General features: G+C 58.9%; 22 protein-coding genes and 1 pseudogene. 16 read left to right on the top strand and 7 right to left on the bottom strand.

Annotated elements, in window-relative coordinates; all coding sequences use genetic code 11:
• The first annotated feature begins 131 nt into the window (after positions 1-131).
• The 4 genes from salA to ACA062_RS16200 all read left to right on the top strand — a co-directional run bounded on the left by salA (position 132) and on the right by ACA062_RS16200 (position 5,107).
• Positions 132-1,415 (top strand): salicylate 1-monooxygenase, encoded by a 1,284-nt coding sequence (gene salA / locus ACA062_RS16185; RefSeq protein ID WP_497457289.1) that lies wholly within the window; start codon positions 132-134, stop codon positions 1,413-1,415.
• An 80-nt stretch (positions 1,416-1,495) separates the two neighbouring features.
• A complete protein-coding gene (gene catA, locus ACA062_RS16190; RefSeq protein ID WP_497457290.1) occupies positions 1,496-2,434 on the top strand; it encodes a catechol 1,2-dioxygenase in 939 nt (312 codons plus the stop codon).
• A 48-nt stretch (positions 2,435-2,482) separates the two neighbouring features.
• Entirely contained in the window at positions 2,483-3,628 is a 1,146-nt protein-coding gene (locus ACA062_RS16195) for an NAD(P)-dependent alcohol dehydrogenase (protein WP_497457291.1), read from the top strand.
• 27 nt (positions 3,629-3,655) lie between these two features.
• Positions 3,656-5,107 (top strand): aldehyde dehydrogenase, encoded by a 1,452-nt coding sequence (locus tag ACA062_RS16200; RefSeq protein WP_497457292.1) that lies wholly within the window; start codon positions 3,656-3,658, stop codon positions 5,105-5,107.
• 84 nt (positions 5,108-5,191) lie between these two features.
• Here the strand turns inward: ACA062_RS16200 and ACA062_RS16205 are convergent, their stop codons facing one another.
• The 3 genes from ACA062_RS16205 to ACA062_RS16215 all read right to left on the bottom strand — a co-directional run bounded on the left by ACA062_RS16205 (position 5,192) and on the right by ACA062_RS16215 (position 8,609).
• Entirely contained in the window at positions 5,192-6,466 is a 1,275-nt protein-coding gene (locus ACA062_RS16205; RefSeq protein WP_497457293.1) for an MFS transporter, read from the bottom strand.
• A 60-nt stretch (positions 6,467-6,526) separates the two neighbouring features.
• Positions 6,527-7,681 carry an acyl-CoA dehydrogenase family protein gene (locus ACA062_RS16210; protein ID WP_497457294.1) on the bottom strand — a complete coding sequence of 385 codons (1,155 nt, stop codon included), beginning with the start codon at positions 7,679-7,681 and terminating at the stop codon, positions 6,527-6,529.
• A 61-nt stretch (positions 7,682-7,742) separates the two neighbouring features.
• Complete coding sequence (locus tag ACA062_RS16215) at positions 7,743-8,609, bottom strand: IclR family transcriptional regulator (RefSeq protein ID WP_497457295.1); 867 nt, start codon at positions 8,607-8,609, stop codon at positions 7,743-7,745.
• A gap of 237 nt (positions 8,610-8,846) precedes the next feature.
• Between ACA062_RS16215 and ACA062_RS16220 the strand changes: the two genes are divergently transcribed.
• The 6 genes from ACA062_RS16220 to ACA062_RS16245 are packed head-to-tail and all read left to right on the top strand — an operon-like array spanning position 8,847 to position 15,424.
• Positions 8,847-9,632, top strand: coding sequence for an enoyl-CoA hydratase (locus ACA062_RS16220; RefSeq protein WP_497457296.1), 786 nt, complete (start codon positions 8,847-8,849; stop codon positions 9,630-9,632).
• Positions 9,633-9,635: 3 nt separating this feature from the next.
• Positions 9,636-11,165 carry a 3-hydroxyacyl-CoA dehydrogenase gene (locus ACA062_RS16225; RefSeq protein ID WP_497457297.1) on the top strand — a complete coding sequence of 510 codons (1,530 nt, stop codon included), beginning with the start codon at positions 9,636-9,638 and terminating at the stop codon, positions 11,163-11,165.
• 24 nt (positions 11,166-11,189) lie between these two features.
• On the top strand, positions 11,190-12,392 hold the full coding sequence (locus ACA062_RS16230; RefSeq protein ID WP_497457298.1) for a 3-oxoadipyl-CoA thiolase: 1,203 nt from the start codon (positions 11,190-11,192) through the stop codon (positions 12,390-12,392).
• A gap of 24 nt (positions 12,393-12,416) precedes the next feature.
• A complete protein-coding gene (locus tag ACA062_RS16235; RefSeq protein ID WP_497457299.1) occupies positions 12,417-13,655 on the top strand; it encodes a CaiB/BaiF CoA transferase family protein in 1,239 nt (412 codons plus the stop codon).
• A 59-nt stretch (positions 13,656-13,714) separates the two neighbouring features.
• Positions 13,715-14,479: an electron transfer flavoprotein subunit beta/FixA family protein gene (locus ACA062_RS16240; RefSeq protein ID WP_497457300.1), complete on the top strand. Its 765-nt coding sequence runs from the start codon at positions 13,715-13,717 to the stop codon at positions 14,477-14,479.
• 15 nt (positions 14,480-14,494) lie between these two features.
• Positions 14,495-15,424 (top strand): electron transfer flavoprotein subunit alpha/FixB family protein, encoded by a 930-nt coding sequence (locus tag ACA062_RS16245; protein WP_497457301.1) that lies wholly within the window; start codon positions 14,495-14,497, stop codon positions 15,422-15,424.
• A 42-nt stretch (positions 15,425-15,466) separates the two neighbouring features.
• Here the strand turns inward: ACA062_RS16245 and ACA062_RS16250 are convergent, their stop codons facing one another.
• Positions 15,467-17,335 (bottom strand): sigma-54-dependent Fis family transcriptional regulator, encoded by a 1,869-nt coding sequence (locus ACA062_RS16250; RefSeq protein ID WP_497457302.1) that lies wholly within the window; start codon positions 17,333-17,335, stop codon positions 15,467-15,469.
• Between the two features lie 312 nt (positions 17,336-17,647).
• Here ACA062_RS16250 and ACA062_RS16255 point away from each other — a divergent pair, with 312 nt between their 5' ends.
• From ACA062_RS16255 to ACA062_RS16280, 6 genes are all read left to right on the top strand, one after another.
• On the top strand, positions 17,648-18,448 hold the full coding sequence (locus tag ACA062_RS16255) for an SDR family NAD(P)-dependent oxidoreductase (RefSeq protein WP_497457303.1): 801 nt from the start codon (positions 17,648-17,650) through the stop codon (positions 18,446-18,448).
• Between the two features lie 139 nt (positions 18,449-18,587).
• Positions 18,588-20,267 (top strand): flavin-containing monooxygenase, encoded by a 1,680-nt coding sequence (locus ACA062_RS16260; protein WP_497457304.1) that lies wholly within the window; start codon positions 18,588-18,590, stop codon positions 20,265-20,267.
• Positions 20,264-21,712: an NADP-dependent succinate-semialdehyde dehydrogenase gene (gene gabD, locus ACA062_RS16265; protein WP_497457305.1), complete on the top strand. Its 1,449-nt coding sequence runs from the start codon at positions 20,264-20,266 to the stop codon at positions 21,710-21,712. Before ACA062_RS16260 ends, gabD begins: the two co-directional genes overlap by 4 nt.
• A 112-nt stretch (positions 21,713-21,824) precedes the next feature.
• The gene (locus tag ACA062_RS16270; RefSeq protein ID WP_497457306.1) at positions 21,825-23,156 is read left to right on the top strand and encodes a carbohydrate porin; all 1,332 of its coding nucleotides are present in this window, start codon (positions 21,825-21,827) and stop codon (positions 23,154-23,156) included.
• 59 nt (positions 23,157-23,215) lie between these two features.
• Positions 23,216-23,998 carry a (S)-acetoin forming diacetyl reductase gene (locus ACA062_RS16275; RefSeq protein WP_497457307.1) on the top strand — a complete coding sequence of 261 codons (783 nt, stop codon included), beginning with the start codon at positions 23,216-23,218 and terminating at the stop codon, positions 23,996-23,998.
• A gap of 74 nt (positions 23,999-24,072) precedes the next feature.
• Positions 24,073-25,197, top strand: coding sequence for a glycerol dehydrogenase (locus tag ACA062_RS16280; protein ID WP_497457308.1), 1,125 nt, complete (start codon positions 24,073-24,075; stop codon positions 25,195-25,197).
• Between the two features lie 114 nt (positions 25,198-25,311).
• On the opposite strand, the pseudogene ACA062_RS16285 reads toward ACA062_RS16280, so the two are convergent.
• The 3 genes and pseudogenes from ACA062_RS16285 to ACA062_RS16295 all read right to left on the bottom strand — a co-directional run.
• A pseudogene (locus ACA062_RS16285) lies at positions 25,312-25,521 on the bottom strand (S-(hydroxymethyl)glutathione dehydrogenase); the annotation flags it as partial.
• Positions 25,522-25,537: 16 nt separating this feature from the next.
• Positions 25,538-25,888, bottom strand: a complete 351-nt coding sequence (locus ACA062_RS16290; RefSeq protein ID WP_497457309.1) for an ArsR/SmtB family transcription factor — start codon at positions 25,886-25,888, stop codon at positions 25,538-25,540.
• Positions 25,889-25,914: 26 nt separating this feature from the next.
• A complete protein-coding gene (locus ACA062_RS16295; protein WP_497457310.1) occupies positions 25,915-26,898 on the bottom strand; it encodes an LLM class flavin-dependent oxidoreductase in 984 nt (327 codons plus the stop codon).
• Between the last annotated feature and the right edge of the window lie 15 nt (positions 26,899-26,913).

The raw sequence follows: 26,913 nt of genomic DNA on the forward strand, positions 1-26,913 counted from the left end.
TGAATGCTCGTCTCCAAGAGTAATATTCACACTCGTGATGGGATGTATGGGTGTTGCGGTATTTATCAATAGCGCTCAGATGACGATGATTTGGTCACTCCAATAACAATCAGCCTCATGGGTAACGAGCTATGCAAACCTCTCAATCCAAATTGCACATCGGTATTGTCGGCGGCGGTATTGCCGGCGTGGCTTTGGCCCTGGACCTGTGCCGTCATTCCCATCTGAGCGTGCAGTTGTTCGAAGCGGCTCCAGCCTTTGGTGAGGTCGGAGCAGGTGTCTCCTTCGGCGCTAATGCCGTTCGTGCCATCGCGGGTCTGGGTATTGCCGAACCCTACCGCAAGATTGCCGACCAAACCCAAAACCCCTGGCAGGACATCTGGTTTGAATGGCGTCGTGGTGAAGATGCCGGTTATCTGGGCGCAAGCCTCGCGGAAGGGGTAGGGCAGTCTTCGGTACACCGTGCTGACTTCCTCGATGCACTGGCTAGCCAATTGCCGGAAGGGATCGCCCAATTCAGTAAGCGCGCCGTCAGCGTGGAGCAGGATGCCGAACAGGCTCGCGTAGTGTTCACCGATGGCACTGAGCATCGCTGCGATTTGTTGATCGCCGCGGACGGGATCAAATCTTCAATTCGTGATCATGTGCTCAACGGTCTTGGCCAACCCCTTGTGGCGCCGCGTTTCAGTGGTACCTGCGCCTACCGCGGGATGATCGACAGCGAACAGCTGCGCGCGGCGTACAGAGCCCGGGGTGTCGATGAGCACTTGATCGACGTGCCGCAGATGTACTTGGGGCTTGATGCTCATATCCTCACATTCCCCGTCAAACAAGGCCGGCTTATCAACGTTGTGGCCTTCATTTCCGATCGCAGCCGCCCTGATCCAACCTGGCCGAGCGACTCTCCGTGGGTGCGCAATGCTACCCAGGAAGAAATGCTCTCTGCCTTCAATCATTGGGGAGACGCTGCACGGGTGCTGCTCGAATGCATTCCGGCGCCCACGCTTTGGGCGCTGCATGAACTCGATGAGCTGCCAGGCTACGTACACAACCGCGTGGGACTGATCGGCGATGCAGCGCATGCCATGTTGCCCCACCAAGGCGCTGGCGCAGGTCAGGGTCTGGAAGACGCCTGGCTGTTGGCGCGACTGCTGGCCGATCCGCAGGTCTTGTCCAGTCAGCCGCAAGCGGTGCTCGCGGCTTACGACGCCATCCGTCGTCCACGTGCCTGTCGCGTGCAGCGCACCTCTTGGGAAGCCGGGGAGCTGTATGAAATGCGCGATCCAGCCGTCGCCGATGACGAACAACTGCTGGGTAAAACCCTCGCCGAGCGTTTCGACTGGCTGTGGAATCACGATATGCAGTCCGATCTTCAAGAGGCTCGCGCCCAGTTGGGTTGGCAAGCACTCGCTTAACGACTTGAATCGACCTGCGCGGAGGGAGCATCCAGCGGCTCTCTTCGTTCATGAATACCAATAAGATCCGGTGAATCAAAATGACCGTAAAAATTTCTCAACTGCCGTCTTTGCAGCAATTCTTCCGCCAGGCCTCGGGACTGGACAACAACGAAGGTGATCCACGCCGCAAGCAGATCGTTTTACGCCTGCTGCAGGAAGCCGCCCGAGTGATCGAAGATTTAGAGATCAGCGACGACGAATTCTGGGGCGCGGTTGATTACGTCAACCGACTGGGTGCCAGAAACGAAGCAGGTTTGCTGGTCGCCGGACTTGGCATCGAACACTTCCTTGATCTGCTGGCGGATGCGAAGGACGCCGAAGCGGGCCGGACCGGAGGCACGCCACGGACCATCGAAGGCCCCTTGTATGTCGCAGGGGCTCCAATGAGTGAGCATCAAACCCGAATGGATGACGGGAGCGAGGATGGTGTCGCAACGGTGATGTTTCTGGAGGGGCGCGTCACCGATTTGACGGGGCAGCCAATCGCGGGAGCCACCGTGGATTTGTGGCAAGCCAACACGCAAGGCAACTACTCCTACTTCGACAAGAGCCAGTCCGACTTCAACTTGCGTCGCCGGATTCTCACTGACGCCAATGGGTGCTACCGGGCTCGCAGCATCGTGCCTTCGGGGTACGGTTGCGACCCTGCCGGTCCCACTCAGGAATGCCTCGACCAATTGGGCCGTCACGGGCAACGACCGGCGCACATCCACTTCTTCATTTCCGCCCCAGGGCATGAACACCTGACCACGCAGATCAACTTGTCGAATGACGAGTACCTGTGGGACGACTTCGCCTATGCAACACGTGACGGACTGATCGGCGAAGTCAATTTTGTCGATGACGAGGAACGGGCCGCAGCCAAGGGCGTGGCCGGGCGCTTTGCCGAGATGACGTTCAATTTCAGCCTGCGTGCGGCCGTGAACGAAGCCGCCATCCATCGCAGCCAACGCCCGCGAGCTTTGCAGCCTGCCTGATACGCCGCCGTTTTTTCGACTTCGACGAACTACTGCAAGGAGACAACAATGTCCCAGAACGATGCACCATCGATGAAAGTCCGTGCCGCCGTGCTACGCGCCTCGGGATCCCCATTGGAAATCGAGGACGTCTTGCTTGAGGCGCCTCGGCCAACAGAAGTGCGCGTCCGTGTGGTCGCCACAGGCGTTTGCCACACTGACATGGTGGTCCGGGATCAACTGTTTCCTACACCACTGCCCATCATCCTTGGCCATGAGGGTGCGGGTGTGGTGGATGCGGTCGGTTCTGCGGTCACCACGGTACAACCGGGCGATCACGTGGTGATGACCTACATGTCCTGCGGCCTTTGCCTGCCTTGTGAAACGGGTCACCCGGCACACTGCACGCATATGCACCCGCTGAACTTCGGTGGCGGCCGACTCGATGGCAGTTCCTCCGCTTGCGCATGTGGCAATGACCACCCCATCCACGACCATTTCTTCGGCCAATCCTCTTTTTCCACTTACACGATCGCCAATGAGCGCAACGTGGTCAAAGTCTCGAAACAGGCACCACTGGAACTGTTGGGCCCCCTGGGTTGCGGCATCCAGACGGGCGCAGGTTCAGTGCTCAATGCACTCAAGGTGGAAGCCGGATCGAGCTTTGCCGCCTTTGGTGCGGGCGCGGTCGGGCTGGCAGCGGTCATGGCAGCGAAGGTCGCCGGCGCTACGACCATCATTGCAGTGGATGTCACCCCGAGTCGCCTGGAACTGGCGCGCGAACTGGGGGCCACCCATGTCATCAACAGCCGCGAAGAAGATCCGGTTCAACGTATTCAGGCCATTACCCAGGGCGGTGTCAATTACAGCCTTGAATGCTCCGGTCGTTCCGAAGTGCTTCGTCAGGCGATCGACGCACTGACCACACTGGGCACCTGTGGCATCGTCGGCGCCACTAAAATGGGCACCGAGGTGGCCTTCAATATCAACGACGTGATGATTCCCGGTAAACGGATCATGGGCATCGTCCAGGGCGATGTCGTTGCCAACGCCTTTATTCCGAAGCTGGTTGATCTGTATCTGCAGGGCCGATTCCCCTTCGACAAACTGTGCAAGTTTTACGCGTTCGAGGAGGTGAACCAGGCGATGGCAGACAGCGAGCGCGGTGTCACCATCAAACCGATTCTTCGCATGCCAGTCCCTGCTTCGGTCTGACTTTTTCCATTTCCAAAGGAACCCGCAATGACCGTTCAACTCGTGATAGACAATCAAAAACTCGACGCCTCCAATGGCAAGACTTTCCAACGCGTCGATCCGCTCAGCGCTGCGACCGTAAGCGTAGGTGCAGCTTGCAGCGTCGAGGACGCCATCCGTGCTGCCGAATCTTCCCAGCGCGCTTTTCGGACGTGGTCCAGAACCGGCCCAACCGAGCGTCGGCGCATTCTGCTGGCGGCAGCTGATGCCCTTGAATCGAAAATGGCGCAGTTCTGCTCGGTCATGGCCGAAGAGATCGGCGCTTCGCAGTTGTGGGCACAATTCAACGTGGGCGCATCGGCCAACCTGCTGCGTGAAGCCGCGGCCCTGACTACGCAAATCAAAGGCGAAACCATTCCTACCGACAAGCCAGGCGCACTGTCGATGACGTTGCGCCAACCGGTGGGCGCGGTGCTGAGCATCGTGCCCTGGAATGGCCCGGTCGTTCTTGGCGCACGCGCTATTGCCTATCCACTGGCGTGTGGCAATACGGTGATTTTCAAGGGTTCGGAAAGCAGCCCACGTACGCACGCGTTGCTGGCCGAAGCGTTTTACGATGCCGGCCTGCCTGCGGGGGTGTTGAACTTTCTGATCAGCGCGCCAGAGGACGCGTCTGCTGTGACTGAAGCGTTGATCGCGCATGACGTGGTGCGTCGAGTGAATTTTACGGGCTCGACCAAGGTCGGCCGCATGATTGCCCAGACCTGCGCCAGTCATCTCAAACGCTGCCTCCTGGAGCTGGGTGGCAAAGCACCTTTCATTGTTCTGGATGACGCGGATATCGACGGGGCAGTCAACGCTGCCGTTTTCGGCGCATTTCTTTACCAGGGACAAATCTGCATGTCGACCGAGCGTTTCGTGGTCGATGAAGCGGTAGCCGACCAATTCGTTTCCCGTTTCGCAGAACGCGTGCGGTCGCTGGAGACCGGCGTGCCATCTACGACCCCAAGCTGCGTGATTGGCCCAATGATCAGCCAGGGCTCTGTGCAACGGATCAATCATCTACTCGACGACGCCATTGGAAAGGGCGCTGACATTGTTGCTGGCGGCCTGGCGGAAACTGCCTTGATGGGCCCGACACTGGTCGATCGGGTGACCCGTGAGATGTCGATCTACGATGAAGAGACCTTTGGCCCGGTGACAACGATCGTCCGGGTGAAAGGCGCCGAGCAGGCGCTGCAGGTGGCCAACGACACCGCCTACGGTCTTTCGTCCTCAATATTCAGTCGCGATGTCACACGGGCATTGGAGTTGGCCGGCCGACTGGATGCCGGCTGCGTACACATCAATGGCGCCACCGTGCAAAACGAGCCGCAGGCTCCCTACGGTGGGATGAAGAAGAGCGGCTATGGACGCTTTGATGGCAGCGCAGTCATCGAGGAGTTTACCGAGGTCAAGTGGGTAACGGTTGAACCCTCTGACCAGCCTTATCCATTCTGAGTTTTAAGCCGGCGCGCAATGCGCCGGCTTTTTTGTATTTGGGTACTACCGCCGCACCGCCAGGCCTCGAAATACTCCTAGGCGCTACTGCCTTTGCGGGTCGAACTGCTTATCCCTGATAAATAGCGCTGGAATCACGCCACAGATGAAGTAGGCCGCGCCCATGACCAGAAAACCCACACCTATCGAACCATGGGAGGCGAGAAAGCCGATAGCGGCCGGAGCAATGGCTGCCCCCAGACGCCCGATATTGTAGGCACCGCCCACGGCAGATCCACGAAATTTGGCTTCGAAGCTTTCGGTCATGTACGTGGCGTTCACGCCGTAGGGAATACCGTACAAAAAGCCGAACACCACCAGCATCCAGAGTATGTTTTCCTGGCTTTGGAACAGCACGATTACCGGCAGAAACACCGCCGTTCCCAGTGCGCCAAAGGCGAATACGCTTCTACGTCCAACGCGGTCTGCAGCCATGCCAGCGAGAATTTTGCCGAGGATCATGGCGGTATAAGTGCCTACCATGTAGCCGGTCATGGACTTGAGGTTCATGCCCAGCTCACTCTCCAGGTAGGTCGGCAACCAGTTGTTCACGCCGTAGTAGCCGAACTGCAAGAAACCGGCAGTCAGCGCCCAGCAGAAAAACATCCGACGCGCCAGGGGATCGCTGAAAACCTGCTTGTACATGCTGTCACGCTTTACCACTGACCCCTGACGGATTCCAGCGAGTTTTTCTTTGGCTCGCTCGGCCTGGGCGTTGAGCCAGGCCTGTGGTTCCGGTACGAAACGTTGCATCACAAGAGCAAGGATCACCGGGATAATCGCGATGTAGAAAAGCCAACGCCAGCCATGGACCGGCAAGATCCAGCCAGCCAGCAGGGTCGCGACAATGTAGCCCACAGACCAACCGGCCTGGAGGGTGCCAAGCACCGTGGTGCGATAACGGGTTGGGACGTACTCGGACATCAAGGTGTTGCACGCTACGTAAAGCGCGCCGATGCCCAATGAAGCCAGAAAGCGGACGGTCGCGAACTGCCAATAGCTGTGCGTCAGGCCCAGGGCGGCAGTGCCTATGGAGAACAGCAAAATACTCCAGACCACGGTTTTCACTCGGCCGAATCTGTCGCACGCCCAGCCACCGTAGATTCCGCCGATCGCCATCCCGGCTAAGGTGAAACTGCCCAGGCTGCCGGCCTCTACGTTGGTGAGGCCAAACTCAGCCTTCAGGCTATTGAGGCTATACGACAGCAGCATCAAATCGGCGCCGTCGATTAATAAGCCGAGAAAACAAAAAATAAACACCAATACCCAAGTACTGGTCTTGGCGTGCGCAGTCGCGCTTGCCTGAGCAGCGGTGTGCATAAAATCACCTTTATTGTATTTATTGGAGTGGAGCTGGCGTAGGGGGGAGGGGCGTTTGCCTTAGCCTTGAGCGTCGCGAATCATGTTTCGCGCAATCACAATCTGTTGGATCTGGGTGGTGCCTTCATAGATGCGGAACAGGCGCACATCCCGGTAGAAGCGCTCAATGGCGTATTCGCTGACGTAGCCGGCGCCGCCATGGATCTGCACGCAGCGATCGGCAACGCGCCCGCACATTTCCGTAGCGAACATCTTGGCGCAGGAGGCTTCGGTGCTCACGTTATGGCCATCATCGCGCTTGCGGGCAGCATCCAGGACCATGCAGCGGCTGGCGTAGATTTCCGCTTTGCTGTCGGCCAGCATCGCCTGGATCAGTTGGAATTCGGCGATGGGTTTGCCGAATTGTTTGCGTTCCAGCGCATAGCGCAGGGCATCATCGAGCATTCTCTCGGCTGCACCCACGCTCAAGGCCGCAATGTGCAGGCGGCCTTTGTCGAGGACTTTCATGGCGGTCTTGAAGCCCACGCCTTCGACGCCGCCGATCAATTGGCTGGCTGGCACGCGAGCGTTTTCAAAGATGACGTCACAGGTGTGTGCGCCTTTGTGGCCCATCTTGTGGTCGGGCTTGCCCAAGGACACACCGGGTGTACCGCGCTCGACGATAAACGCGCTGATACCGCCAGCGCCCTTTATTTCGGTGCTCGTACGAGCCATTACGGTATAGATGCCAGCATGGGGCGCGTTGGTGATGAAACGCTTGGTGCCATTAAGGATGTAACTGTCGCCATCCCGCACGGCACTGGTCTTGAGCGATGCGGCATCAGAGCCGGCATCGGGTTCAGTCAGGCAGAAGGAGCTGAGCAGCTCGCCACTGGCAAGCTTGGGCAGGTACTGCTGTTTCTGCTCTTCAGTGCCATCCAGGAGGATGCCGATGGAGCCAATCCCGTTGTTGGTGCCGATATAGGAGCGAAATGCCGGGGATGTACGCCCCAGCTCAAAGGCGATATTCACCTCTTCCTCCATCGTCACGCCCAGCCCGCCAAACTCTTCCGGCAGCGTCAGGCCAAACAGCCCCATGGCCTGCATTTGCTCGACGATGTCCTGGGGAATCGCGTCGGTGTCAGCCACCTCATTTTCGCGAGGAATCAGCACTTCGCCGACAAATTGGCGAAGGGAGTCCAGCAGGATTTGCAGGGTTTCGGTATCACGGATCATGTGCGCTCCTAACGCTCGCAGGCGAGCGGTGCTTTTATTAGGGCGCCGTTACTCCGTTGCGTCAGCGAGCAGCGGCACCAATGTTGTTAACCATGTTGATCAGGCGAGGCCCGATATCGTCCATCAGTCGTTCACGCGGCAACTGAAAACTCGGCCCGCCGCAGTTGAAGGTCAGCAACCCGTATTGCGGATGCAGCAGCGGTACCGCCACCGAATTCACGTCGCGATGCCACTCGCCGATCGACAAGCAAAAGCCATAGTCGGCGTAATCCCTGAATGCTCGGTCCAGCCCCTTGCGAATGGTTGGCCAGTGCTCCGATTCGCGCTGGCGGATGTGGTCGAGCAGAAACTCCCGCTCGGTTTCGGGCATTGCCGCCAGGCAAGCGCGGCCTACCGAGCTCTGTGCCAGTGGCAAGTAACTGCCGGTCTGGCGACGCATGGTCATGTTGCCCTGACCCTGAACCACATCCAGGTACACCATCTGCAGGCGATCGCGGGATGCCATGGCGACGGCCGCCTGCGCATGGTTGGCCAGCTCTTCCATCAACGGATGGGCCACCGTGCGAATCGCCAGGTTCGACAGCATGGCGTAGCCGAAACCCAGTACACCGACATCCAGCTGGTACTTACCGGAATGCACTTCACGTTTGAGGCAACCCAGGCGCATCAATGTATTGGTCAGACGCGTCACAGTCGGCTTGGGCAGGCCCGTCATGCGTGCCAGGTCTTGATTACCCAACACGTTGTCGCGCGGAGTAAAGCAGCGCATCAATTCCAGCCCGCGTGCCAGCGCCGTTACGAACTGGCCGCTGTTTTCGTCGTCGCTCAATGCGCTGGCGGGGTCGAGCATGCCCATCTTCAGTAACCCGATTTCCTCCGCTCCCGTTGTCGTGTCGGCGGCCTGTTGATCTGCCTTGATGCGAGCCATGGTAGAACTCCAATTTAAAAAAATGCAAGAAAATAAAACGCGGTTTCGTCTGGCGAAATTGTATGCGCTGGCGTTTTAAAAACCAAGCGCCTTGTGTAGAGCGATAAATGGCTAGTGTTTACTGGGGATAAAGCAGGTCTATGCTTTTTCTGTTTACAGACCTTTGAAAAAATCCCTATGATTGATTGTAATTACGGAATTCAGTTTCGCCTGGCGAAACTATAATAAGAGGTTGATATGAACTCCCATCCAGAGCCCGTCGTGCATCTGCACATCCAAGACGATGCGGTCGCTGTCGTGCGCATTGAAAGGCCCGAAGTCAAGAACGCACTTAACAGCGCCGTTCGCGAACAACTGGCCGATATCTTTCGCGCCTTGGCCGGCAATGGCAGCGTGCGGTCAATCGTCCTCACCGGCGGCGAGCAGTGCTTCGTCGCAGGAGCCGACATCCGCGAGTTTGCTCAGGCCAGCCCTGTCGAGATGTATCTTCGCCACACGGAACTCCTGTGGGACGCCATTGCTCGCTGCCCCAAACCGATCATCGCCGCAGTGAATGGGTTCGCCCTGGGCGGCGGCTGCGAACTGGCGATGCACTGCGACATTATTGTGGCGGGCCAATCGGCACGCTTCGGCCAACCCGAGGTGAAGCTAGGCCTGATGCCGGGAGCCGGTGGCACTCAACGGTTGATCCGCGCTGTCGGTAAATTCCAGGCGATGCGAATTGCACTGACAGGATGCCTGGTGCCCGCGCCAGAGGCACTCGCCATGGGCATGGTCAGCGAAGTGGTCAGTGATGACCGCACACTGCCCCGGGCACTCGAGCTGGCAGCGCAAATAGCCGCATTGCCGCCTCTGGCAGTCGCGCAGATCAAAGAAGTCATGCTGCTCGGTGCCGACCTGCCTCTGGACAGCGCATTGGCATTAGAACGCAAGGCGTTCCAGTTGCTGTTTGATTCCAGGGATCAAAAGGAAGGCGCCAATGCGTTCCTTGAAAAACGCCAAGCTATCTTCTCTGGAGAATGACCCATGACACGTGAAATAAAACGTATGGCTGTCGTGGGCGCGGGCGTCATGGGAACGGGTATTGCCCAGATTGCGGCTCAGGCCGGCGTTGAGGTCATGCTGTTCGACAACCGTGAAGGCGCCGCGCAGACCGCTCGCGAAAACCTGCAACAGACCCTGGACAAGTTGGTGGTCAAAGGCAAAATTGCGGCCAGTGATGCCCACGCAACCCTTGAGCGTCTGCGTGTTGCCAGCGCATTGACTGATCTCAGCGACGTTGACGTAGTGGTGGAAGCCATCATTGAACGCCTCGATGCCAAGCAAGCCTTGCTCGCCCAGCTTGAGGCCGTCGTTCGCGACGATTGCATTCTTGCCACCAATACTTCCTCGCTGTCAGTCACCAGCATCGCTCGCGAGTGCCGAAAGCCTGAACGTGTGACGGGGTTTCACTTTTTCAACCCGGTGCCACTGATGAAAGTGGTGGAGGTCATTGATGGCCTGGCCAGTGATCCTCGCGTCGGTGACAGTCTGCAGGCATTGGCTGCGCGGATGGGGCACTGCGGGATTCGGGCCAAGGACACTCCCGGCTTCATCATTAATCACGCGGGGCGCGCTTACAGCACCGAAGCCTTGCAGATACTCAAGGAAGGCGTCGCTGAGCCGGCCGAGATCGATCGCATTCTGCGCGAAGGCCTGGGTTTTCGCATGGGGCCGCTGGAGCTGTTCGACCTGACGGCACTGGATGTTTCCCACCCAGTGATCGAATCTATTTATAACCAGTTTTACCAGGAACCCCGTTATCGGCCCGCCGCGCTGACCCGCCAAATGCTTGAGGCCGGCTATGTAGGGCGTAAGGTTGGACGCGGTTTTTATCGCTATGCCAACGGCCAAATGGTCGACGCGCCGCAACCCCAGTCCGCGCCCGTCGTGGATGCTATGCCACCGGTGTGGTTGGGTACCGAAAACGATGCCGACCGTGCCAGCCTCAGCGCATTGCTGGAACAACTGGGCGCCCAGGTAGAACAGGGCGGCACTCCTTCCGAAGCTGCTCTTTGCCTGTTGGCGCCCTATGGTGTGGACGCAACACGCGCGGCGCAACGTTTTGGCGTAGACCCGACGCGCACGGTATGTATTGACCCGCTGCTGGATTGCACCCGCTACCGCACGCTTATGCTCACACCGGCAACTCGCACCGATATGCGCCAAGCCGCTCATGCGCTGCTGGCTCATGACGGTGTGGGCGTCAGCGTGATCAATGACAGTGTCGGCTTCGTCGCTCAACGCGTGCTGGCGCTGATCGTCAACCTGGCGGGCGATATCGTCCAGCAGCGCATTGCCAGCGCTGAAGACCTGGATGAAGGCGTACGCCGTGGGCTGGGTTACCCGCAGGGCCCGCTGGCCTGGGGCGACAGTGTCGGCGCTCAGCGCGTGCTGACCATCCTCGAACGCATGACCGAACTGACCGGTGACCCACGTTATCGCCCCGGCCCCTGGCTGCGCCGTCGCGCGGCCCTCGGCCTATCGCTGCGCCACCCGGAACCGACACTGACCTGACCTTTCAACGCTTAGGAAACTGCCATGCTCGATGCTTATATTTTTGCGGGGTTGCGTACGCCTTTCGGTCGCCATGCGGGCGCACTCGCGCCGGTACGGCCTGACGATCTTGCAGCCCATGTGATTCGGGAACTGCTTGCACGTAATGCCATCCCTGGCGACGCTATCGAGGACGTCATCCTCGGCAATACCAATCAGGCCGGCGAGGACAGCCGCAATATCGCGCGTCACGCGGCAATGCTTGCCGGGTTGCCGGTCACTGTACCCGGGCAGACGGTCAACCGATTGTGCGCCAGCGGACTGGCTGCCGTGATTGATGCAGCCCGCGCAGTCACTTGTCACGAAGGTGAGCTGTTTGTAGCGGGCGGTGTAGAGAGCATGTCGCGTGCACCCTTCGTCATGGCCAAGGCCGAGGCTGCCTACAGCCGAGATTTTACGGTGTACGACAGCACCATCGGCGCGCGTTTTCCGAATCCGAAAATTGTTGCGCAGTTTGGTAATGACACCATGCCGCAGACCGGCGACAACGTGGCGCAGGAATACGGCATTGACCGTGAACAGGCTGACGTTTTCGCAGCCCGTTCGCAGGCCAAGTACGAAGCCGCGCGCGAAAGCGGTTTCTTTGACGATGAAATTCTGGGTGTCAGCGTGCCCACTGGCCGTAAAACCCCGCCCAACCTTGTGGAGCACGACGAACACCCGCGCCCGCAATCTGACCTCGCGGCGTTGAGTCGTCTGCGACCTCTGCACGAGGGTGGGGTGGTCACCGCCGGCAATGCATCCGGTGTCAACGACGGCGCTGCCGCACTGCTGATCGGCACGCTTGCCGCAGGCGAACGCCATGGCTTGGTGCCCATGGTGCGTATCCTGTCGAGCGCGGCTGCAGGTGTCGCGCCTCGCATCATGGGTGTCGGCCCGGTCGAGGCGATCAATAAAGCACTGGCACGGGCAGGGCTGACCGTGGCGGACATGGACATTATTGAAATCAACGAAGCATTTGCCAGCCAGGTTCTGGGTTGCCTCAAAGGGCTCGGCGTGGCGTTCGACGATCCTCGTGTCAACCCCAATGGCGGCGCGATCGCGGTGGGCCATCCATTGGGCGCCTCCGGTGCGCGCCTGGCGCTCAGCACTGCGCGAGCGTTGCAGCGCAACGGCAAGCGTTATGCCGTGGTCAGTCTGTGTATCGGTGTTGGCCAAGGGCTGGCGATGGTGATCGAGCGTGTGTAATCGCTCAAGCAGAGGTGAAATGACATGGGTGCTTTGACTGGATACCGCGTACTCGACTTGAGCCGAGTGCTTGCAGGCCCTTGGTGTGGGCAAACGCTGGCCGACCTGGGGGCCGAAGTGATCAAGGTCGAACGGCCGGGCGTAGGCGACGATACCCGTGGTTGGGGGCCGCCATGGATGACAGGCCAGAGCGATGAGTTGACCTCTGAAGCGTCGTATTACCAATCCACTAATCGCGGCAAGTTATCGGTAGCGTTGAATCTGGCCAGCCCTGAAGGGCAGGAATTGGTGCGTGCGTTGGCGACCGATTGCGATGTGCTGATCGAAAACTACAAAGCCGGCTCCCTGGCCAAGTACGGGTTGGATTACGCCGCGTTGTCGCAGCTCAATCCGCGACTGGTGTATTGCTCCGTCACAGGCTTCGGGCAGACTGGCCCGCGCGCGGCCGAACCAGGTTATGACTTCATCGTGCAGGGCATCGGCGGGCTGATGAGCATTACCGGCGAGCGCGATGACTTGCCCGGTGGCGGCCCGCAGAAGGTCGGCGTGGCCTTTTCCGATCTGATGACCGGCCTTTATTCTACAGTTGCCATCCAGGCGGCGTTGCTCAGCCGGGAAAAAACCGGTGCAGGCCAGCACATCGATATGGCGCTGCTGGACGTGCAGGTTGCAACCTTGTGCAACCAGAGCCAGAACTACCTGGCCTCGGGCAAACCACCGGGGCGTTACGGCAATGCCCACGCCAATATCGTGCCTTATCAGGTGTTCCGTGCCAGCGACCAGGACTTCATCATCGCCTGCGGCAACGACTCGCAATTCGTCGCGCTATGTGACGCCATCGGGCTGGCGCACCTGCCTGCAGACCCTCGCTTTACACGTAACGCCGACCGTGTGGCCAATCGCGAAGCGATCATCGAGATCTTGTCACGCCACTTCCTTGAGGGGCGTGCACAGGAGTGGATTGACCTTGTCCATCCGCGTGGCGTTCCAATCGGTGCGATCAACAGCATCGCCCAGGCCCTGGATGAACCTCAGGTCAAGGCGCGCAATATGCTGGTGACGATTCCACACCCGCTGAAGGCGGACTTCGTGACGGTCGCCAGCCCGATCAAGATGTCCGGCACGCCGGTGGAATACTTGCGTCCGGCACCGATGCTTGGTGAGCACACGGATGAAGTGCTTAAGCGTCGACTGGGGCTGGATGACGAGCGTCTGGCGCAGTTGAAGGCCAGCGGCGTGATCGAGCAATTGGGCGAACGCTGAGGTTTTTTCCCGGTATGCCGGTGGCGTGTCGGGTTCAATATTTTGCTATGGAGTTATCCATGAAAGTCCTGGTAGCCATCAAGCGGGTGGTCGACTACAACGTGAAAGTTCGCGTCAAGGCGGACAATTCCGGGGTCGACCTTGCTAACGTCAAGATGTCGATGAACCCATTCTGCGAAATCGCTGTGGAAGAAGCCGTACGCCTGAAAGAACTCTCTATAAAAGAAGGGCGCGTGGCGACTGAAATCGTCGTGGTCTCCATCGGCCCGTCCACCGCTCAAGAGCAACTGCGCACTGCGTTGGCTCTGGGTGCCGACCGCGCCATCCTCGTCGAATCCGCTGAAGATCTGACTTCCCTGGCCGTTGCCAAGCTGCTCAAGGCCGTTGTCGACAAGGAACAGCCGCAGCTGGTGATACTTGGCAAACAAGCCATCGACAGCGACAACAACCAGACTGGCCAGATGCTCGCTGCATTGAGCGGTTACGGTCAGGGCACCTTCGCTTCGAAAGTCGAAGTGTCCGGCGACACCGTTGCCGTGACTCGCGAAATCGACGGCGGCGCGCAGACGGTTTCCCTGAAACTGCCGGCCATCGTCACCACCGACCTGCGTTTGAACGAGCCGCGTTATGCGTCTCTGCCAAACATCATGAAAGCCAAGAAGAAGCCTCTCGAAGTGCTGACTCCGGATGCTTTGGGCGTTTCCACCGCCTCCACCAACAAGACCGTGAAAGTCGAAGCGCCAGCTGCACGCAGCGCAGGGATCAAGGTCAAGTCGGTGGCTGAACTGGTCGAGAAACTGAAAAACGAAGCGAAGGTGCTTTGAGTTAAGGAGCCAGAAATGACTATCTTGGTTATAGCTGAACACGACAACAAAGTAGTGGCCCCGGCCACGCTGAACACGGTTGCTGCTGCCGCCAAAATCGGTGGTGACATCCACGTTCTGGTTGCCGGCCAAAACGTTGGCGCCGTGGCTGAAGCCGCTGCGAAAATCGCTGGCGTGGCTAAAGTGCTGGTGGCCGACAACGCCGCCTACGCTCACCAACTGCCGGAAAACGTCGCTCCCCTGGTCGCCGAACTGGGCGCTGGCTACAGCCACATCCTGGCTGCCGCCACTTCCAACGGCAAAAACATCCTGCCGCGCGTTGCCGCTGCGCTGGACGTTGACCAGATCTCCGAGATCATCTCGGTCGAAAGCATTGACACCTTCAAGCGTCCGATCTACGCCGGTAACGCCATCGCGACCGTTCAATCGAACGCTGCAGTGAAGGTAATCACCGTACGTGCCACCGGTTTCGACCCGGTAGCCGCTGAAGGCGGTTCGGCTTCGGTTGAAGCGGTTGCTGCTGCTCACGACGCTGGCATCTCCAGCTTCGTTGGTGAAGAACTGGCCAAGTCCGATCGTCCGGAACTCACCGCTGCCAAAATCGTCGTTTCCGGCGGTCGCGGCATGCAGAACGGTGACAACTTCAAACACCTGTACGCCCTGGCCGACAAGCTGGGCGCTGCCGTCGGTGCTTCCCGCGCCGCGGTCGACGCAGGTTTCGTACCCAACGACATGCAGGTCGGTCAGACCGGCAAGATCGTTGCTCCACAGCTGTATATCGCCGTCGGTATTTCCGGTGCGATCCAGCACTTAGCCGGTATGAAAGATTCCAAAGTGATCGTTGCGATTAACAAGGACGAAGAAGCCCCGATCTTCCAGGTGGCCGATTACGGCCTGGTAGCGGACTTGTTCGAAGCCGTCCCGGCGCTGCAGCAGGCTCTGTAAGAACCCGGCGGCAGGCGAGCGAAAAGCTCGCCTGCCGCCGGCTCAATCGTACGAGCCCTTGCCGGGCATTTTGATGCCATGCAAGTTCACTTTGCGGTACAGCGTTGCACGGGAGATCCCCAGTTCGCGCGCGGCCAACAGGGGTTTCCACCGGTTGCGCACAAGCGTGTCGATCAACGCCTGGCGTTCCGGGCTGCCACTGACGGTCTCCTGGCCGTTTACCGGCGCACTCGCGCCGAGCGTCACTGGCAGATCATCCGCTCCGATCACCTGGCTTTTACACACGGCGCACGCGTATCGCAGCACGTGATGCAGTTGTCGCATGTTGCCCGGCCAGCTGTAATTCAAGAGCATTTCCAGCGCAGCCTCGCTCAGTTCCACACGCTCGCCCGAGCGCTGGCACTCGTCGTCCAGCAGTGCGTTGATCAACGCCAGTTTGTCTTTGCGTTCGCGTAGCGGCGGTATATCGAAGCGTGCGCCGCTCAGGCGGAAAAACAGGTCTTCACGAAAGCTGCCGCCTTCAACCAGCGTGGCAATATCGCGGTGGCTGGCACAAATCACCTGAATATCGATGGCCTGGGTGCGCGCACCGCCCAGGGGTGCCACTTCACCTTCGCTGAGTACTCGCAATAGGCGGGTTTGCAGGGCCAGGGGCATGTCGCCGATTTCATCGAGAAACAACGTGCCGCCGTCAGCCTGCTGCAACAGACCCCGCATGCCTTTGGTCGAAGCGCCGGTAAAGGCGCCAGCAGCATAACCGAACAATTCACTCTCTATCAGGCTCTCGGGAATCGCCGCACAGTTCACTGCGACAAAGGGCTTGTCTCGACGTTTGCTGGCGGCATGCAGTTGCAGGGCAAAAAACTCCTTGCCCGCACCGGTCTCACCATGGATCAACACGGGCAAACCACGATCCTTGACCCGTATCGCCAGCTCCATCGCCTGCGCAACCTTGGGGTCCAACGCTGATGCCGCGTTGCTGGCTAGTGGGGAGCTGATGGGGCGGCGCGGTGCCTTGAGGCGCACGTGCAACCCCATCGACGGCAGAAAGTGGATGCTGTCATCCCCAGCGGCGGGCAGCTTTGCTGGGGTGAAGGCTTCGTCAATATGCGCGGGGATTCGGCCACAACTCTTTAACAGCAGGCGCCGAGCGGCGGGGTTAAGCGCCTCTATGCAGCCATCCCGGTCCCAGGCGAACAGGCATTGTGGTTGGCTGTCGACATAACCGGGCAGGGGGTGTGCCCGTAATACCCACAGATCTTGCGTGATGTACATGAAGTAGGCATTTTCAAGTTCCGTAGCGCTTTGAATGACCATTTGCCGAATCAAATGCTGGCTGCGCCGGTCATCTGGAGCACGCACTGAAGAAACGTCCAATACCGCCAGGATCTCGCCGCTGGGTGAAAATATCGGCGCCGCAGAGCAGGTATTACCGATAAACGCTGCACGGAAATGATCGAGTTTGTGCACAGTGACTGGCAGCTTGTCGATTAACACCGCGCTGACAGCTGTCGTGCCTTCTTCCTTCTCCGACCAGCATGTGCCGACGTCCATGCCGGAGCGGCGGTACTCGCCGCGAAGGGCCGAGTCGATCCGGTAGTCGACGGTACATCCCAGCGTATCGGTGAGCATCACACAGTAGTCGGCGTCGCGTACGCGGCTGTGCAGCCGTGACATTTCGTCACCTGCCAGATGCAGGAAATCGTCGACACGCTGGCGGTGCTCATTGATCTGGTGAGCCTCCAGAACCCTAGGCCCCTGTAAGGATCCCGGGTCGAGCTTGTAATGCTGTACCGAGCGACGCCAGGAATCGAGGATGGCATTGGGAACTGGCAGTGTCGGGGCATTCTGGGCAGTGCGCAATACGCGACTCACGTGTTCCACATGAGTCTTCGAAAAACCAGAGGACATGGTACCTCCGAAGGTTGGATCTTATTTTTCTGTTGATGGCCATTAAAGGCGGCTTGGCCAATCCCTTCAAGCTGAATCCGTCAGCCGGTGCCGGTGAGACATAACCGCTCAGTATTCGCAGCGTCTCACTGGAGACATGAGCGGTTATGTCTTGCGACGGCCGGGGGGTGATTGGGATAAATGACGCTCGTAGGGCTCTATTCCGGGCGTTTTGGCCGGGTAGTATGGTGTTGGCATCCGACTTGCTCTGTCAGTCTCAGCAGGCCGCGTCGAACGGTCGCATCTCAACAACAATAACGACAGAGGCAGTACATGAGCGAATTCAACGCTGTGAATTTCTCCCTGAACGGCAAGGTTGCCCTGGTGACAGGCGCTGGCCGTGGCATTGGCCAGGGTATTGCGCTGAGCCTGGCCCAGGCGGGCGCAGACCTGGTGCTGGCCGATTACGACTTGGGGATCGCGCAAGAGGCTGCCGCTCTGGTACAGGCCTTGGGTCGTCGGGCTGTGGCCCTGCAAGTTGACGTCAGCGAACCCGAGAGTGTCGCCAGCTTGATTGAGCAGGTCAGGGCGGAATTTGGCCGCCTGGATGTGGCGGTCAACAACGCGGGCGTAGTCAGCCTCGGCCGGGTCGATGAGTTAGCGGTCAGCGAGTGGGACCGCATCATGAATATCAATGCGCGTGGCGTCTTCTTGTGCTGCCAGGCCGAACTCAAGCTGATGCGCGAGCACAAGTTCGGCCGCATCATCAACCTGGCTTCGATTGCCGGCAAAGTCGGTTTCCCGGACCTCTCCCACTACAGCGCCTCCAAGTTCGCCGTGATCGGTTTTACCAACGCCTTTGCCAAGGAAGTTGCCCGCGAAGGCATCACGGTTAACGCCCTTTGCCCAGGTGTTGTGGGCACCGGCATGTGGCGCGGTGATGAGGGACTTTCCGCACGCTGGGCGCAACCGGGCGAAACCGAAGTGCAATCCTGGGAGCGGCATCAGTCCAGCCTGTTGCCCCAAGGGGAAGCGCAAACCGTGGAAGACATGGGCCAACTGGCGGTTTACCTGGCCTGTGCCCCCCATGTCACCGGCCAGGCAATTGCCGTCGACGGCGGCTTCTCGCTTTAGTTGAAACCGCGGGCCTGTCCTGGCCCGTCAAGCACCCATTGAAGATACGTTCCCGGAGCGCTCGCCCAGGGAAACGGATACGGCTTGCCTGCAGTTTGGTTCACCTCTGCGGGCGCACTGATCGAAACAGGAGAACATAATGACAACTACAGTTCTGGCTAAACGTTCCGTTGGCACCGACGTTATCAACTACGACGCCATTGTGATCGGCGCAGGTTTCGGCGGCATTTACATGCTCAAGAAGTTGCGCGATGAATTGGGCTTGAAAGTGCGCGCCTTCGACAAGGCCGGTGGCATCGGCGGTACCTGGTTCTGGAATCGCTACCCCGGCGCATTATCCGACAGTGAATCGTTTGTCTATTGCTTCTCCTGGGACCGCGAACTGTGCCAGGAATGGGACATCACCACACGCTACCTGACCCAGCCGCAGATCCTGTCCTACCTGAACCACGCAGTGGATCGCCACGACTTGCGCCGCGACATCCAGCTTGAAACAGGGATTACCGTCGCCGTGTTCGACGAACAGAGCAGCCGCTGGCTGGTCTCGGCCGATGACGGTCATCAATACAGCGCCAAGTACCTGGTGACGGCGCTGGGCCTGTTGTCGGCAACGAATGTACCCAAGATCAAAGGCCTCGACCAATTCGAGGGGCACATGTATCACACCGCCAACTGGCCGGCAGATGCTGTGCTGGAAGGCAAGCGCGTGGGTGTGATCGGCACGGGTTCGACGGGTTGCCAGGTCATCACCGCGCTCGCACCGACCGTCGGCCACCTGACCGTGTTCCAGCGCTCTGCGCAATACACCGTGCCGGTGGGCAACGGTCCGGTCAGTCGCGACTACGTCGAAGACATCAAACGCAACTATGACGCAATCTGGAAGGAGGTGCGTTCCTCGCGCTTGGCGTTCGGCTTCCCAGAAAGCGACATTCCCACCATGAGTGTGGATGCTGCTGAACGCAAAGCCATCTTCCAACGCGCCTGGAAAGGTGGCGGCGGTTTCCGCTACATGTTCCAGACCTTCAACGATATCGCCACCAGTGAAGAGGCCAATATCGAGGCGCAAAACTTCGTCCGCGAGAAAATCGCCGAGATCGTCACCGACCCGGAAACCGCACGCAAGCTCATGCCACGCGACCTGTACGCCAAGCGCCCGCTTTGCGACAGCGGCTACTACGCCACCTTCAATCGGGCCAATGTGTCGCTGGTCGACGTCAAGGCCAACCCGATTGACGAGATCACTGCCAAGGGCATTCGTACGGCAGATGGCGTCGAGCACGAGCTTGATGTGCTGGTGTTTGCCACCGGTTTTGACGCCGTAGACGGTAATTACAAGCGCATCGATATTCGCGGCCGCGATAACGTCTCGATGAAGGATCACTGGGCTGACGGCCCATCGAGCTACCTGTCGGTGGCCACCGCCAAATTCCCGAATATGTTCATGATCCTGGGGCCTAACGGTCCGTTTACCAATCTTCCGCCGACGATTGAAACCGAAGTGGAGTGGGTCTCCGATCTGGTTGGGTTCATGGAGCAGAACGAGTTGGCCTGCGTGGAACCGTCTGCGCAAAGCGAGCAGGAATGGGGCAAGACCTGCCAGGACATTGCCGATCAGACGCTGTTCGCCAAGACCGACTCGTGGATCTTCGGCGCCAATATCCCCGGCAAAAGCAACAAGGTTTATTTCTACATGGGTGGTTTGGGCGCGTTCAGCGAACAATTGGCAGCGGTCAAGAACGATGACTATCGGGGCTTCAAATTCAAGGCCGTGAGCATCGATCAGACGCAATCGCGCCGCGCTACGGAGCTCCTGAAATGAAGTTGAACAACCCTCGACTCTTGCGTCACCAAGCCTATATCGACGGTGAGTGGCTAGCCGCCGACAACGAAAGCATTATTACCGTGGTCAATCCATCGACGGGGGTGACCGTCGGCCAGGTGCCACGCATGGGCAAGGCCGAAACACGCCGTGCCATCCAAGCGGCCGAGCGCGCGCTGCCGGCCTGGCGTGAGCTTTCTGCGAAGGCCCGCGCCAATGCGTTACGACGTTGGTACGACTTGATTATCGAAAACCAGCACGATCTGGCTCACATCATGACCCTGGAGCAGGGCAAGCCGCTGCCTGAAGCGCTGGGTGAAATTGTCTTCGGCGCGTCCTATATCGAGTGGTATGCGGAGGAGGCGAAGCGGGTCTACGGCGATATTATTGCGGGCGCAACGGACAAACGCTTGTTGGTCATCAAACAGCCCGTGGGTGTTTGCGCTGCGATTACGCCATGGAATTTCCCCAGCGCAATGATCACCCGCAAAGCCGGGCCGGCGCTTGCCGCCGGTTGCACCATGGTCATCAAGCCGGCCTCCCAGACGCCGTTCTCGGCATTGGCGCTGGTGTACCTCGCCGAACAGGCGGGCATTCCCAAGGGAGTGCTGTCGGTGGTCACGGGCGCCGCTGCAGAGATTGCCGAGGAGCTGACCAGCAACCCGGTGGTACGTAAGATTTCCTTCACGGGATCTACCGAGATCGGGCGCCAGATCATGGAAAAATGTGCCCACGACATCAAGAAAGTTTCCCTGGAGCTTGGCGGCAACGCGCCCTTTATCGTGTTCGAAGATGCCGATCTGGATGCTGCCGTTGAGGGCGCACTCGCTTCGAAGTTTCGCAATGCCGGGCAGACCTGCGTCTGCGCCAATCGCCTGTATGTGCATGACAACGTGTACGACGCCTTCGTCGACAAACTCGCATCAGCGGTGGGCGCTCTGAAGATTGGCGATGGTTTTACCGATGGCGTCACTCTTGGGCCGCTGATTGATGGCAAGGCCGTCGCCAAGGTGCGCGAGCATATCGAGGATGCCTTGGCCAAAGGGGCCAAGGTGGTCCAGGGCGGCGGTGCGCATGCCCAGGGCGCCAATTTCTTTGAGCCCACCATCCTGGTGGACGTGCCGGACACCGCTCGGGTCGCCAAGGAAGAAACCTTCGGGCCATTGGCGCCGGTCTTCCGCTTCTTCGATGACGCCGAAGTCATCGCTAAAGCCAACGACACCGAATTCGGCCTGGCGGCGTATTTCTACACCGCAAACCTGAGCCGGGTGTTCCGTTTGGGGGAGGCGCTGGAGTACGGGATCGTCGGGGTCAACACCGGGATTATCAGTTCCGAAGCCGCACCGTTTGGTGGGGTGAAGGCATCGGGTGTCGGCCGGGAAGGCTCCAAATACGGGTTGGAGGATTACCTGGAGATCAAATACCTGTGCCTGGCCGGCATTTGAGCTGTAGCTGCCCACTGTTCAACTGATTGCTTTCTTGAGTGACCGCAGGAGCGTTGCCCTGCGGTCCAGTCAACGACGTGTCGTAAACAAAAAAACAATAGGGTAAATCGACATGAACATCGCTTGGAAATTGCCGATGGGGCTCGGGCTCCTGTCATGCATCGCCGTGCCTGCATCCGCTGACGACGCTTCCTCGAAATGGGGCACCGGAGATTGGGGAGGGGTACGCAGTGAGCTGCTGGAGCAGGGTGTTGACGTGATCGTCGGTTACGTCGGCGAAGCCGCCACCAATGTTCACGGGGGTTATGACCATGACCGCACGGCGCGTTACACCGCGCAATGGGCACTGGGCACTCACCTGGACCTGCAAAAATTGCTGGGCTGGAATGACGCCGAGTTCCAACTGCTGGTAACTGAACGGAATGGCAACAACCTCTCCAACGATCGCGTTTCTGATCCCCGCGCGCCACAGCTCAGTTCGGTGCAAGAGGTGTGGGGCAGGGGGCAGACCTGGCGCCTGACCCAGATGTGGTACCGCCAGAAATTTTTCGACAGCGCCCTGGATCTCAAGTTTGGCCGCGTGGGCGTCAACGAAGACTTTGCCAGCTTCCCATGCGACTTCCAGAGCCTGTCTTTTTGCAGTGCACCCATCGGAAACGTCGCCGGTGATGTCTGGTACAGCGGGCCTGTGAGCCAGTGGGGCGGGCGGGTGCGCTATAACCTCGATGAACACTGGGCGGTGCAGGTCGGGGTGTATGAGCAGAACCCGTCGAACCTCAGCACCGGCAACGGCTTCAAGCTCAGTGGCAGTGGTACCAAAGGCGCGTTGGTGCCGGTGGAGGTCATCTGGAAGCCATCAGTCGGCAACGAAGCCTTACCCGGTGAATACCGCCTGGGTTACTACTACAGCAGTGCCAACGCCAACGATCTGTACGACGACGTCAACGATAACCCTCAGGTGTTGACCGGCCAGCCGCCAAAGTCGCGCAGCAGCAAACATGGCGCCTGGATCATTGGTCAACAGCAGCTTACTGCCCACAACGGCGACGCCTCACGCGGCCTGAGCGTGTTTGCCAGCCTGACCATCCACGACAAGGCCACCAGCGGCATCGAGAGTTTCCAGAATATCGGTGCGGTCTACAGAGGCCCGTTTGATGCGCGGCCCAACGATGACATCGGCTTGGGCATCGCACGCCTCAAGGTCAACGACGATGTCACCGAGCGCCAGCGCCTGATCAATGACAGCACGGGCATCAGCGACTACGACGATCCGCAGTACGTTCCAGTGCAGCACAGCGAATACGACATCGAACTCAATTACGGCGTACACGCGACCAACTGGCTAACCGTGCGCCCGAACGTGCAGTACGTGCGCAATCCAGGCGGCGTCTACGAGGTGGACAATGCCTGGGTTGCCGGTGTGAAGCTGCAGGCGAGCTTCTGAACCTGGGCAGATGTGTGAGCAGTCTTTAACCCCCATCACTAATAAGAAGGAACACCAGAATGAGTAAGTCCTTGGGAAAAGTTGCTTTTGTAACCGGTGCCGGTCAAGGGATCGGAGAGGCCATTGCATTGCGCTTGGCGGCAGATGGGTTCGCCATAGCCTGCGCCGATATGAATCTTGAAACAGCCGATCAAGTGGCTGAAAAAATCAGGAAAACGGGCGGCAAAGCCCTGGCGATAAAGGTCGATGTAGCCGATCGCGAGGATGTTTTCAAGGCCGTGCAGGCAGCGGTGGATGGCTTGGGTGACCTGCATGTGGTCATCAATAACGCAGGCATTGCGCCAATTGCTCCAATCGAAGCGATTACGCCAGAGATCTATCGGCGAACGTTCGACATCAACGTGGGTGGTGTTCTCTGGGGCATACAGGCGGCAGTCAACGCGTTCAAGGCGTTAGGTCACGGCGGCAAAATCATCAGTGCTTCGTCGCAGGCGGGTCATATCGGCAATCCCGATCTGGCAGTGTACGGCGGGACCAAGTTTGCCGTGCGTGGCATCACCCAGACAGCCGCCCGGGAATTGGCTCACCTGGGTATTACGGTAAACGCCTACTGCCCTGGCATCGTGAATACACCGATGATGCGCAAGGTCGCCCAGGACGTGGCCGATAACGCCAATCAAAGCATTGAATGGGGGATGGAACAATTTGCCCAACACATCACCTTGAAGCGACTTTCCCAGCCCGAAGACGTGGCGGCCTGCGTTTCGTTCCTGTCCGGTCCTGACTCTGACTACATGACCGGTCAGGCGGTGATCATTGATGGCGGCATGGTATTTAACTGATTCGTTATCAGCGCAGAAGAATGCTCAAGTGTGTACGCGTTGAGCGTTTTGCGCATGCGACGTGAGGGAATGAGATGACTATTACCAAAGGCATTGCATCGCCGGCCAAATTTCTGGTCCAGGCCGATGCGTTGGCGGATTTAGCGGCACATGGCAAAGTCTTCGGAGCCAATGCCTATTTGATCTGCGATCAATTTATCGTCGGTCGGGTTCATGAGAAAGCGATGCCGGGGTTCAAGAACGCACAACGCGCCGAGTTGGCCGTGTTTGGCGGGCAGTGTTCCGACAGTGAAATCAACAGGCACGTGGAAGCGGCGCGTGGGGCTGATTATGTCGTCGGGATAGGTGGCGGAAAAACCCTGGATACAGCCAAGGCGGCTGCACACTTCCTGAAAAAACCCGTGTTGATCCTGCCCACGTTAGCCTCCACGGATGCGCCCTGTACGGCGATTTCAGTGATTTACAACGACGACGATACGTTTAATCGCTACTTGTTTTTATCCAGAAATCCGGACGTTGTTTTAGCCGACACACGCATTCTGGCGGAACAACCCCCGCGGTTTTTTGCAGCGGGCGTGGGTGACGGCTTGGCCACATATTTCGAGGCCCGCGCGTGTTTTGCTGCGCAACGCGACAATCTGATCCTGGGCAATGACGGCAAGATGCTAAAACCCACATTGATCGGGTTTGCGATTGCCCAAACGTGCTACGAAACCATCAAAAAATATTCGGCCCAGGCGGCATTCGCGGTGCAGAAGAAAGCCATTACCGCCGCCCTGGAGAATACGATTGAAGCCACCATCTACATGTCCGCTGTCGGGGCTGAGTCGGGTGGTTGTGCCGCTGCGCATGCGATCCATAACGGGATGACCAGCGTGCATGATCTGCACAGCGCACAGCACGGAGAAAAGGTCGTGTTCGGCCTGTTCACCCAGCTTGTGATGGAAGCTGCGTCTATGGCTGAGATTGAGGAGGTGGTGGATATTGCGATGGCAGTCGGTTTGCCACTGACGCTTGAAGACTTGGGGCTCAAACACTTCAAGGAAGCGGAGTGGAGAAAAGTGGCCGAGTTGGCCTGCGATAAAAACGACACGATGCACAACATGCCTTTCACGGTGACGCCGGATCTGGTGTATGACGCGATCGTGGCGACTGACGCATTGTTGCATGGGTTCAAGAAACAAAAGGCAGTGCACTAGCCACTTGATTGGGTACCCGTTTTTAGGCGTCCATAGCGCTCAAACGGGTTGGCGCCGTCAATCGTTCAAACGGATTGGCGGCGCCTTTTTTTTGAGCACGGAACTGACGGTTGCCAGCGCAACGGTGTCCCCCGGTTGCACCTTGGCGGTGTTATGCAGTGCGCCGATCCCCGTAGTTACACCGCAGCCCAACAGGCATACGTGCTCAGGATTGGCGTCAGGGTTGATCTTCGCGACAGAGACTACCGCCACCACGGTGTACTCACTGAATGTCGAGCAATCCATGTAGTGATAGAGCGGCTGGCCATTATAGGAGTGGAGGGTTCGGCTCTGCGTCGTCCTACCCCTGCATACCCGAACTGCCAAGCTGATCCCTGAGCCGGGCAGCGAGGTGCCCAAGCGTTGCCTCGTTGCGTTGGAAAAAATGAAAGGAGCCTGTCTTGCGGACATCGACCAAGGCGACCTGCTTGAGTACCGCCAAATGCTGGGACACTGTCGACTGGGACAGCCCGCAACGTTGCGTGATCTGCCCAACGCTGACGCCCCATTCCATCTTCCAGTCCTGTTGCGGGAAATACACCAACGGCGCTTTGAGCCACTTCAGGATTTCCCTTCTCAGCGGATGAGCAATCGCGCGCATGGCGGCATCGAAGTCAGGCGAGGGGCGCTTCATCTGTTGTTTCTCACGCATGGCTTAGCCCATCGCTCCGGTCCGGCTCAAGCCAGCATGTCGGCAAGGGATTCGGCGATCAGTTGATAGGACCGGCAGCGAGCCTTGGCGTCATAAATTCGCGCATCAATGATGATTTCATCCGCCTGGGTCGTTGTAATGAACTGGCGTAGCCAACTGCTGACGTCGTCCTGGTCACCTGTCGCCGTGCACAGCATCGCTTGATTGAGCGTGTGCCGATCAACGTTTGTAAGCGTATCCATAAAACCCTCCGAGGGACGCGGTAACGGGCCTGCTTTCCCGGCGTACAGGTTGCACACCCACTGCCGGTGAGAGCTCGCGATGTAATCGGCTTCGGCCCGTGAGGGGGCAGCAAAAACATTCACGCCTGCGATCACATAAGGCTGCTTGAGCGCCGCTGATGGGCGGAAGGAAGTACGGTAGTGCGTAATCGCATCCATCAAGAAGCGCGGCGCGAAATGCGAAGCGAATGCGTAGGGCAGCCCCAGCTTTGCGGCAAGGTCTGCGCTGTTCATGCTCGAACCGAGGAGCCAGAGTGGTACGTCGTGGGTTCCGGGAATCGCCCGGACCGGCTGATGCCCGTTGTCTGCCAGATAGTTCTGCAAGTGTTGAATATCCTGCGCGAAGTCCCGTTCCGATGCGTCACCCCGCAAGGCGCGGATTGCCGCTCCGGCTGAACCCGGTGCTCTACCGATACCCAGGTCGATGCGGCCAGGGAACAACGTGGCCAATGTGCCGAACTGCTCGGCCACCATCAACGGGGAGTGGTTGGGTAGCATGATGCCGCCGGAGCCCACGCGCAGGGTGCGGGTGGCCGCCGCCAGATGCTGGATGAGCAGGGTGGTGGCCGAAGATGCGATGCCCGGCAGGTCGTGATGCTCGGCGACCCAATATCGTTTGTAACCACAGGCTTCCACATGTCGCGCCAGTGCGGCCGCGTCAGTCAGCGTGTCGGTGAAGGTTTTACCCTCGCCAATCATCATGAGGTCAAGCACAGAGAGGGCAGTCATTGCAGACTCCTTTTT

The sequence above is a fragment of the Pseudomonas sp. LBUM1679 genome, assembly GCF_059695565.1.

What these genes read in the sequence shown, in the direction of transcription:
- salA (WP_497457289.1), top strand. Translation starts at nt 132, where the DNA reads ATGCAAACCTCTCAATCCAAATTGCACATCGGTATTGTCGGCGGCGGT.
- catA (WP_497457290.1), top strand. Translation starts at nt 1,496, where the DNA reads ATGACCGTAAAAATTTCTCAACTGCCGTCTTTGCAGCAATTCTTCCGC.
- ACA062_RS16195 (WP_497457291.1), top strand. Translation starts at nt 2,483, where the DNA reads ATGTCCCAGAACGATGCACCATCGATGAAAGTCCGTGCCGCCGTGCTA.
- ACA062_RS16200 (WP_497457292.1), top strand. Translation starts at nt 3,656, where the DNA reads ATGACCGTTCAACTCGTGATAGACAATCAAAAACTCGACGCCTCCAAT.
- ACA062_RS16205 (WP_497457293.1), bottom strand. Translation starts at nt 6,466, where the DNA reads ATGCACACCGCTGCTCAGGCAAGCGCGACTGCGCACGCCAAGACCAGT.
- ACA062_RS16210 (WP_497457294.1), bottom strand. Translation starts at nt 7,681, where the DNA reads ATGATCCGTGATACCGAAACCCTGCAAATCCTGCTGGACTCCCTTCGC.
- ACA062_RS16215 (WP_497457295.1), bottom strand. Translation starts at nt 8,609, where the DNA reads ATGGCTCGCATCAAGGCAGATCAACAGGCCGCCGACACGACAACGGGA.
- ACA062_RS16220 (WP_497457296.1), top strand. Translation starts at nt 8,847, where the DNA reads ATGAACTCCCATCCAGAGCCCGTCGTGCATCTGCACATCCAAGACGAT.
- ACA062_RS16225 (WP_497457297.1), top strand. Translation starts at nt 9,636, where the DNA reads ATGACACGTGAAATAAAACGTATGGCTGTCGTGGGCGCGGGCGTCATG.
- ACA062_RS16230 (WP_497457298.1), top strand. Translation starts at nt 11,190, where the DNA reads ATGCTCGATGCTTATATTTTTGCGGGGTTGCGTACGCCTTTCGGTCGC.
- ACA062_RS16235 (WP_497457299.1), top strand. Translation starts at nt 12,417, where the DNA reads ATGGGTGCTTTGACTGGATACCGCGTACTCGACTTGAGCCGAGTGCTT.
- ACA062_RS16240 (WP_497457300.1), top strand. Translation starts at nt 13,715, where the DNA reads ATGAAAGTCCTGGTAGCCATCAAGCGGGTGGTCGACTACAACGTGAAA.
- ACA062_RS16245 (WP_497457301.1), top strand. Translation starts at nt 14,495, where the DNA reads ATGACTATCTTGGTTATAGCTGAACACGACAACAAAGTAGTGGCCCCG.
- ACA062_RS16250 (WP_497457302.1), bottom strand. Translation starts at nt 17,335, where the DNA reads ATGTCCTCTGGTTTTTCGAAGACTCATGTGGAACACGTGAGTCGCGTA.
- ACA062_RS16255 (WP_497457303.1), top strand. Translation starts at nt 17,648, where the DNA reads ATGAGCGAATTCAACGCTGTGAATTTCTCCCTGAACGGCAAGGTTGCC.
- ACA062_RS16260 (WP_497457304.1), top strand. Translation starts at nt 18,588, where the DNA reads ATGACAACTACAGTTCTGGCTAAACGTTCCGTTGGCACCGACGTTATC.
- gabD (WP_497457305.1), top strand. Translation starts at nt 20,264, where the DNA reads ATGAAGTTGAACAACCCTCGACTCTTGCGTCACCAAGCCTATATCGAC.
- ACA062_RS16270 (WP_497457306.1), top strand. Translation starts at nt 21,825, where the DNA reads ATGAACATCGCTTGGAAATTGCCGATGGGGCTCGGGCTCCTGTCATGC.
- ACA062_RS16275 (WP_497457307.1), top strand. Translation starts at nt 23,216, where the DNA reads ATGAGTAAGTCCTTGGGAAAAGTTGCTTTTGTAACCGGTGCCGGTCAA.
- ACA062_RS16280 (WP_497457308.1), top strand. Translation starts at nt 24,073, where the DNA reads ATGACTATTACCAAAGGCATTGCATCGCCGGCCAAATTTCTGGTCCAG.
- ACA062_RS16290 (WP_497457309.1), bottom strand. Translation starts at nt 25,888, where the DNA reads ATGCGTGAGAAACAACAGATGAAGCGCCCCTCGCCTGACTTCGATGCC.
- ACA062_RS16295 (WP_497457310.1), bottom strand. Translation starts at nt 26,898, where the DNA reads ATGACTGCCCTCTCTGTGCTTGACCTCATGATGATTGGCGAGGGTAAA.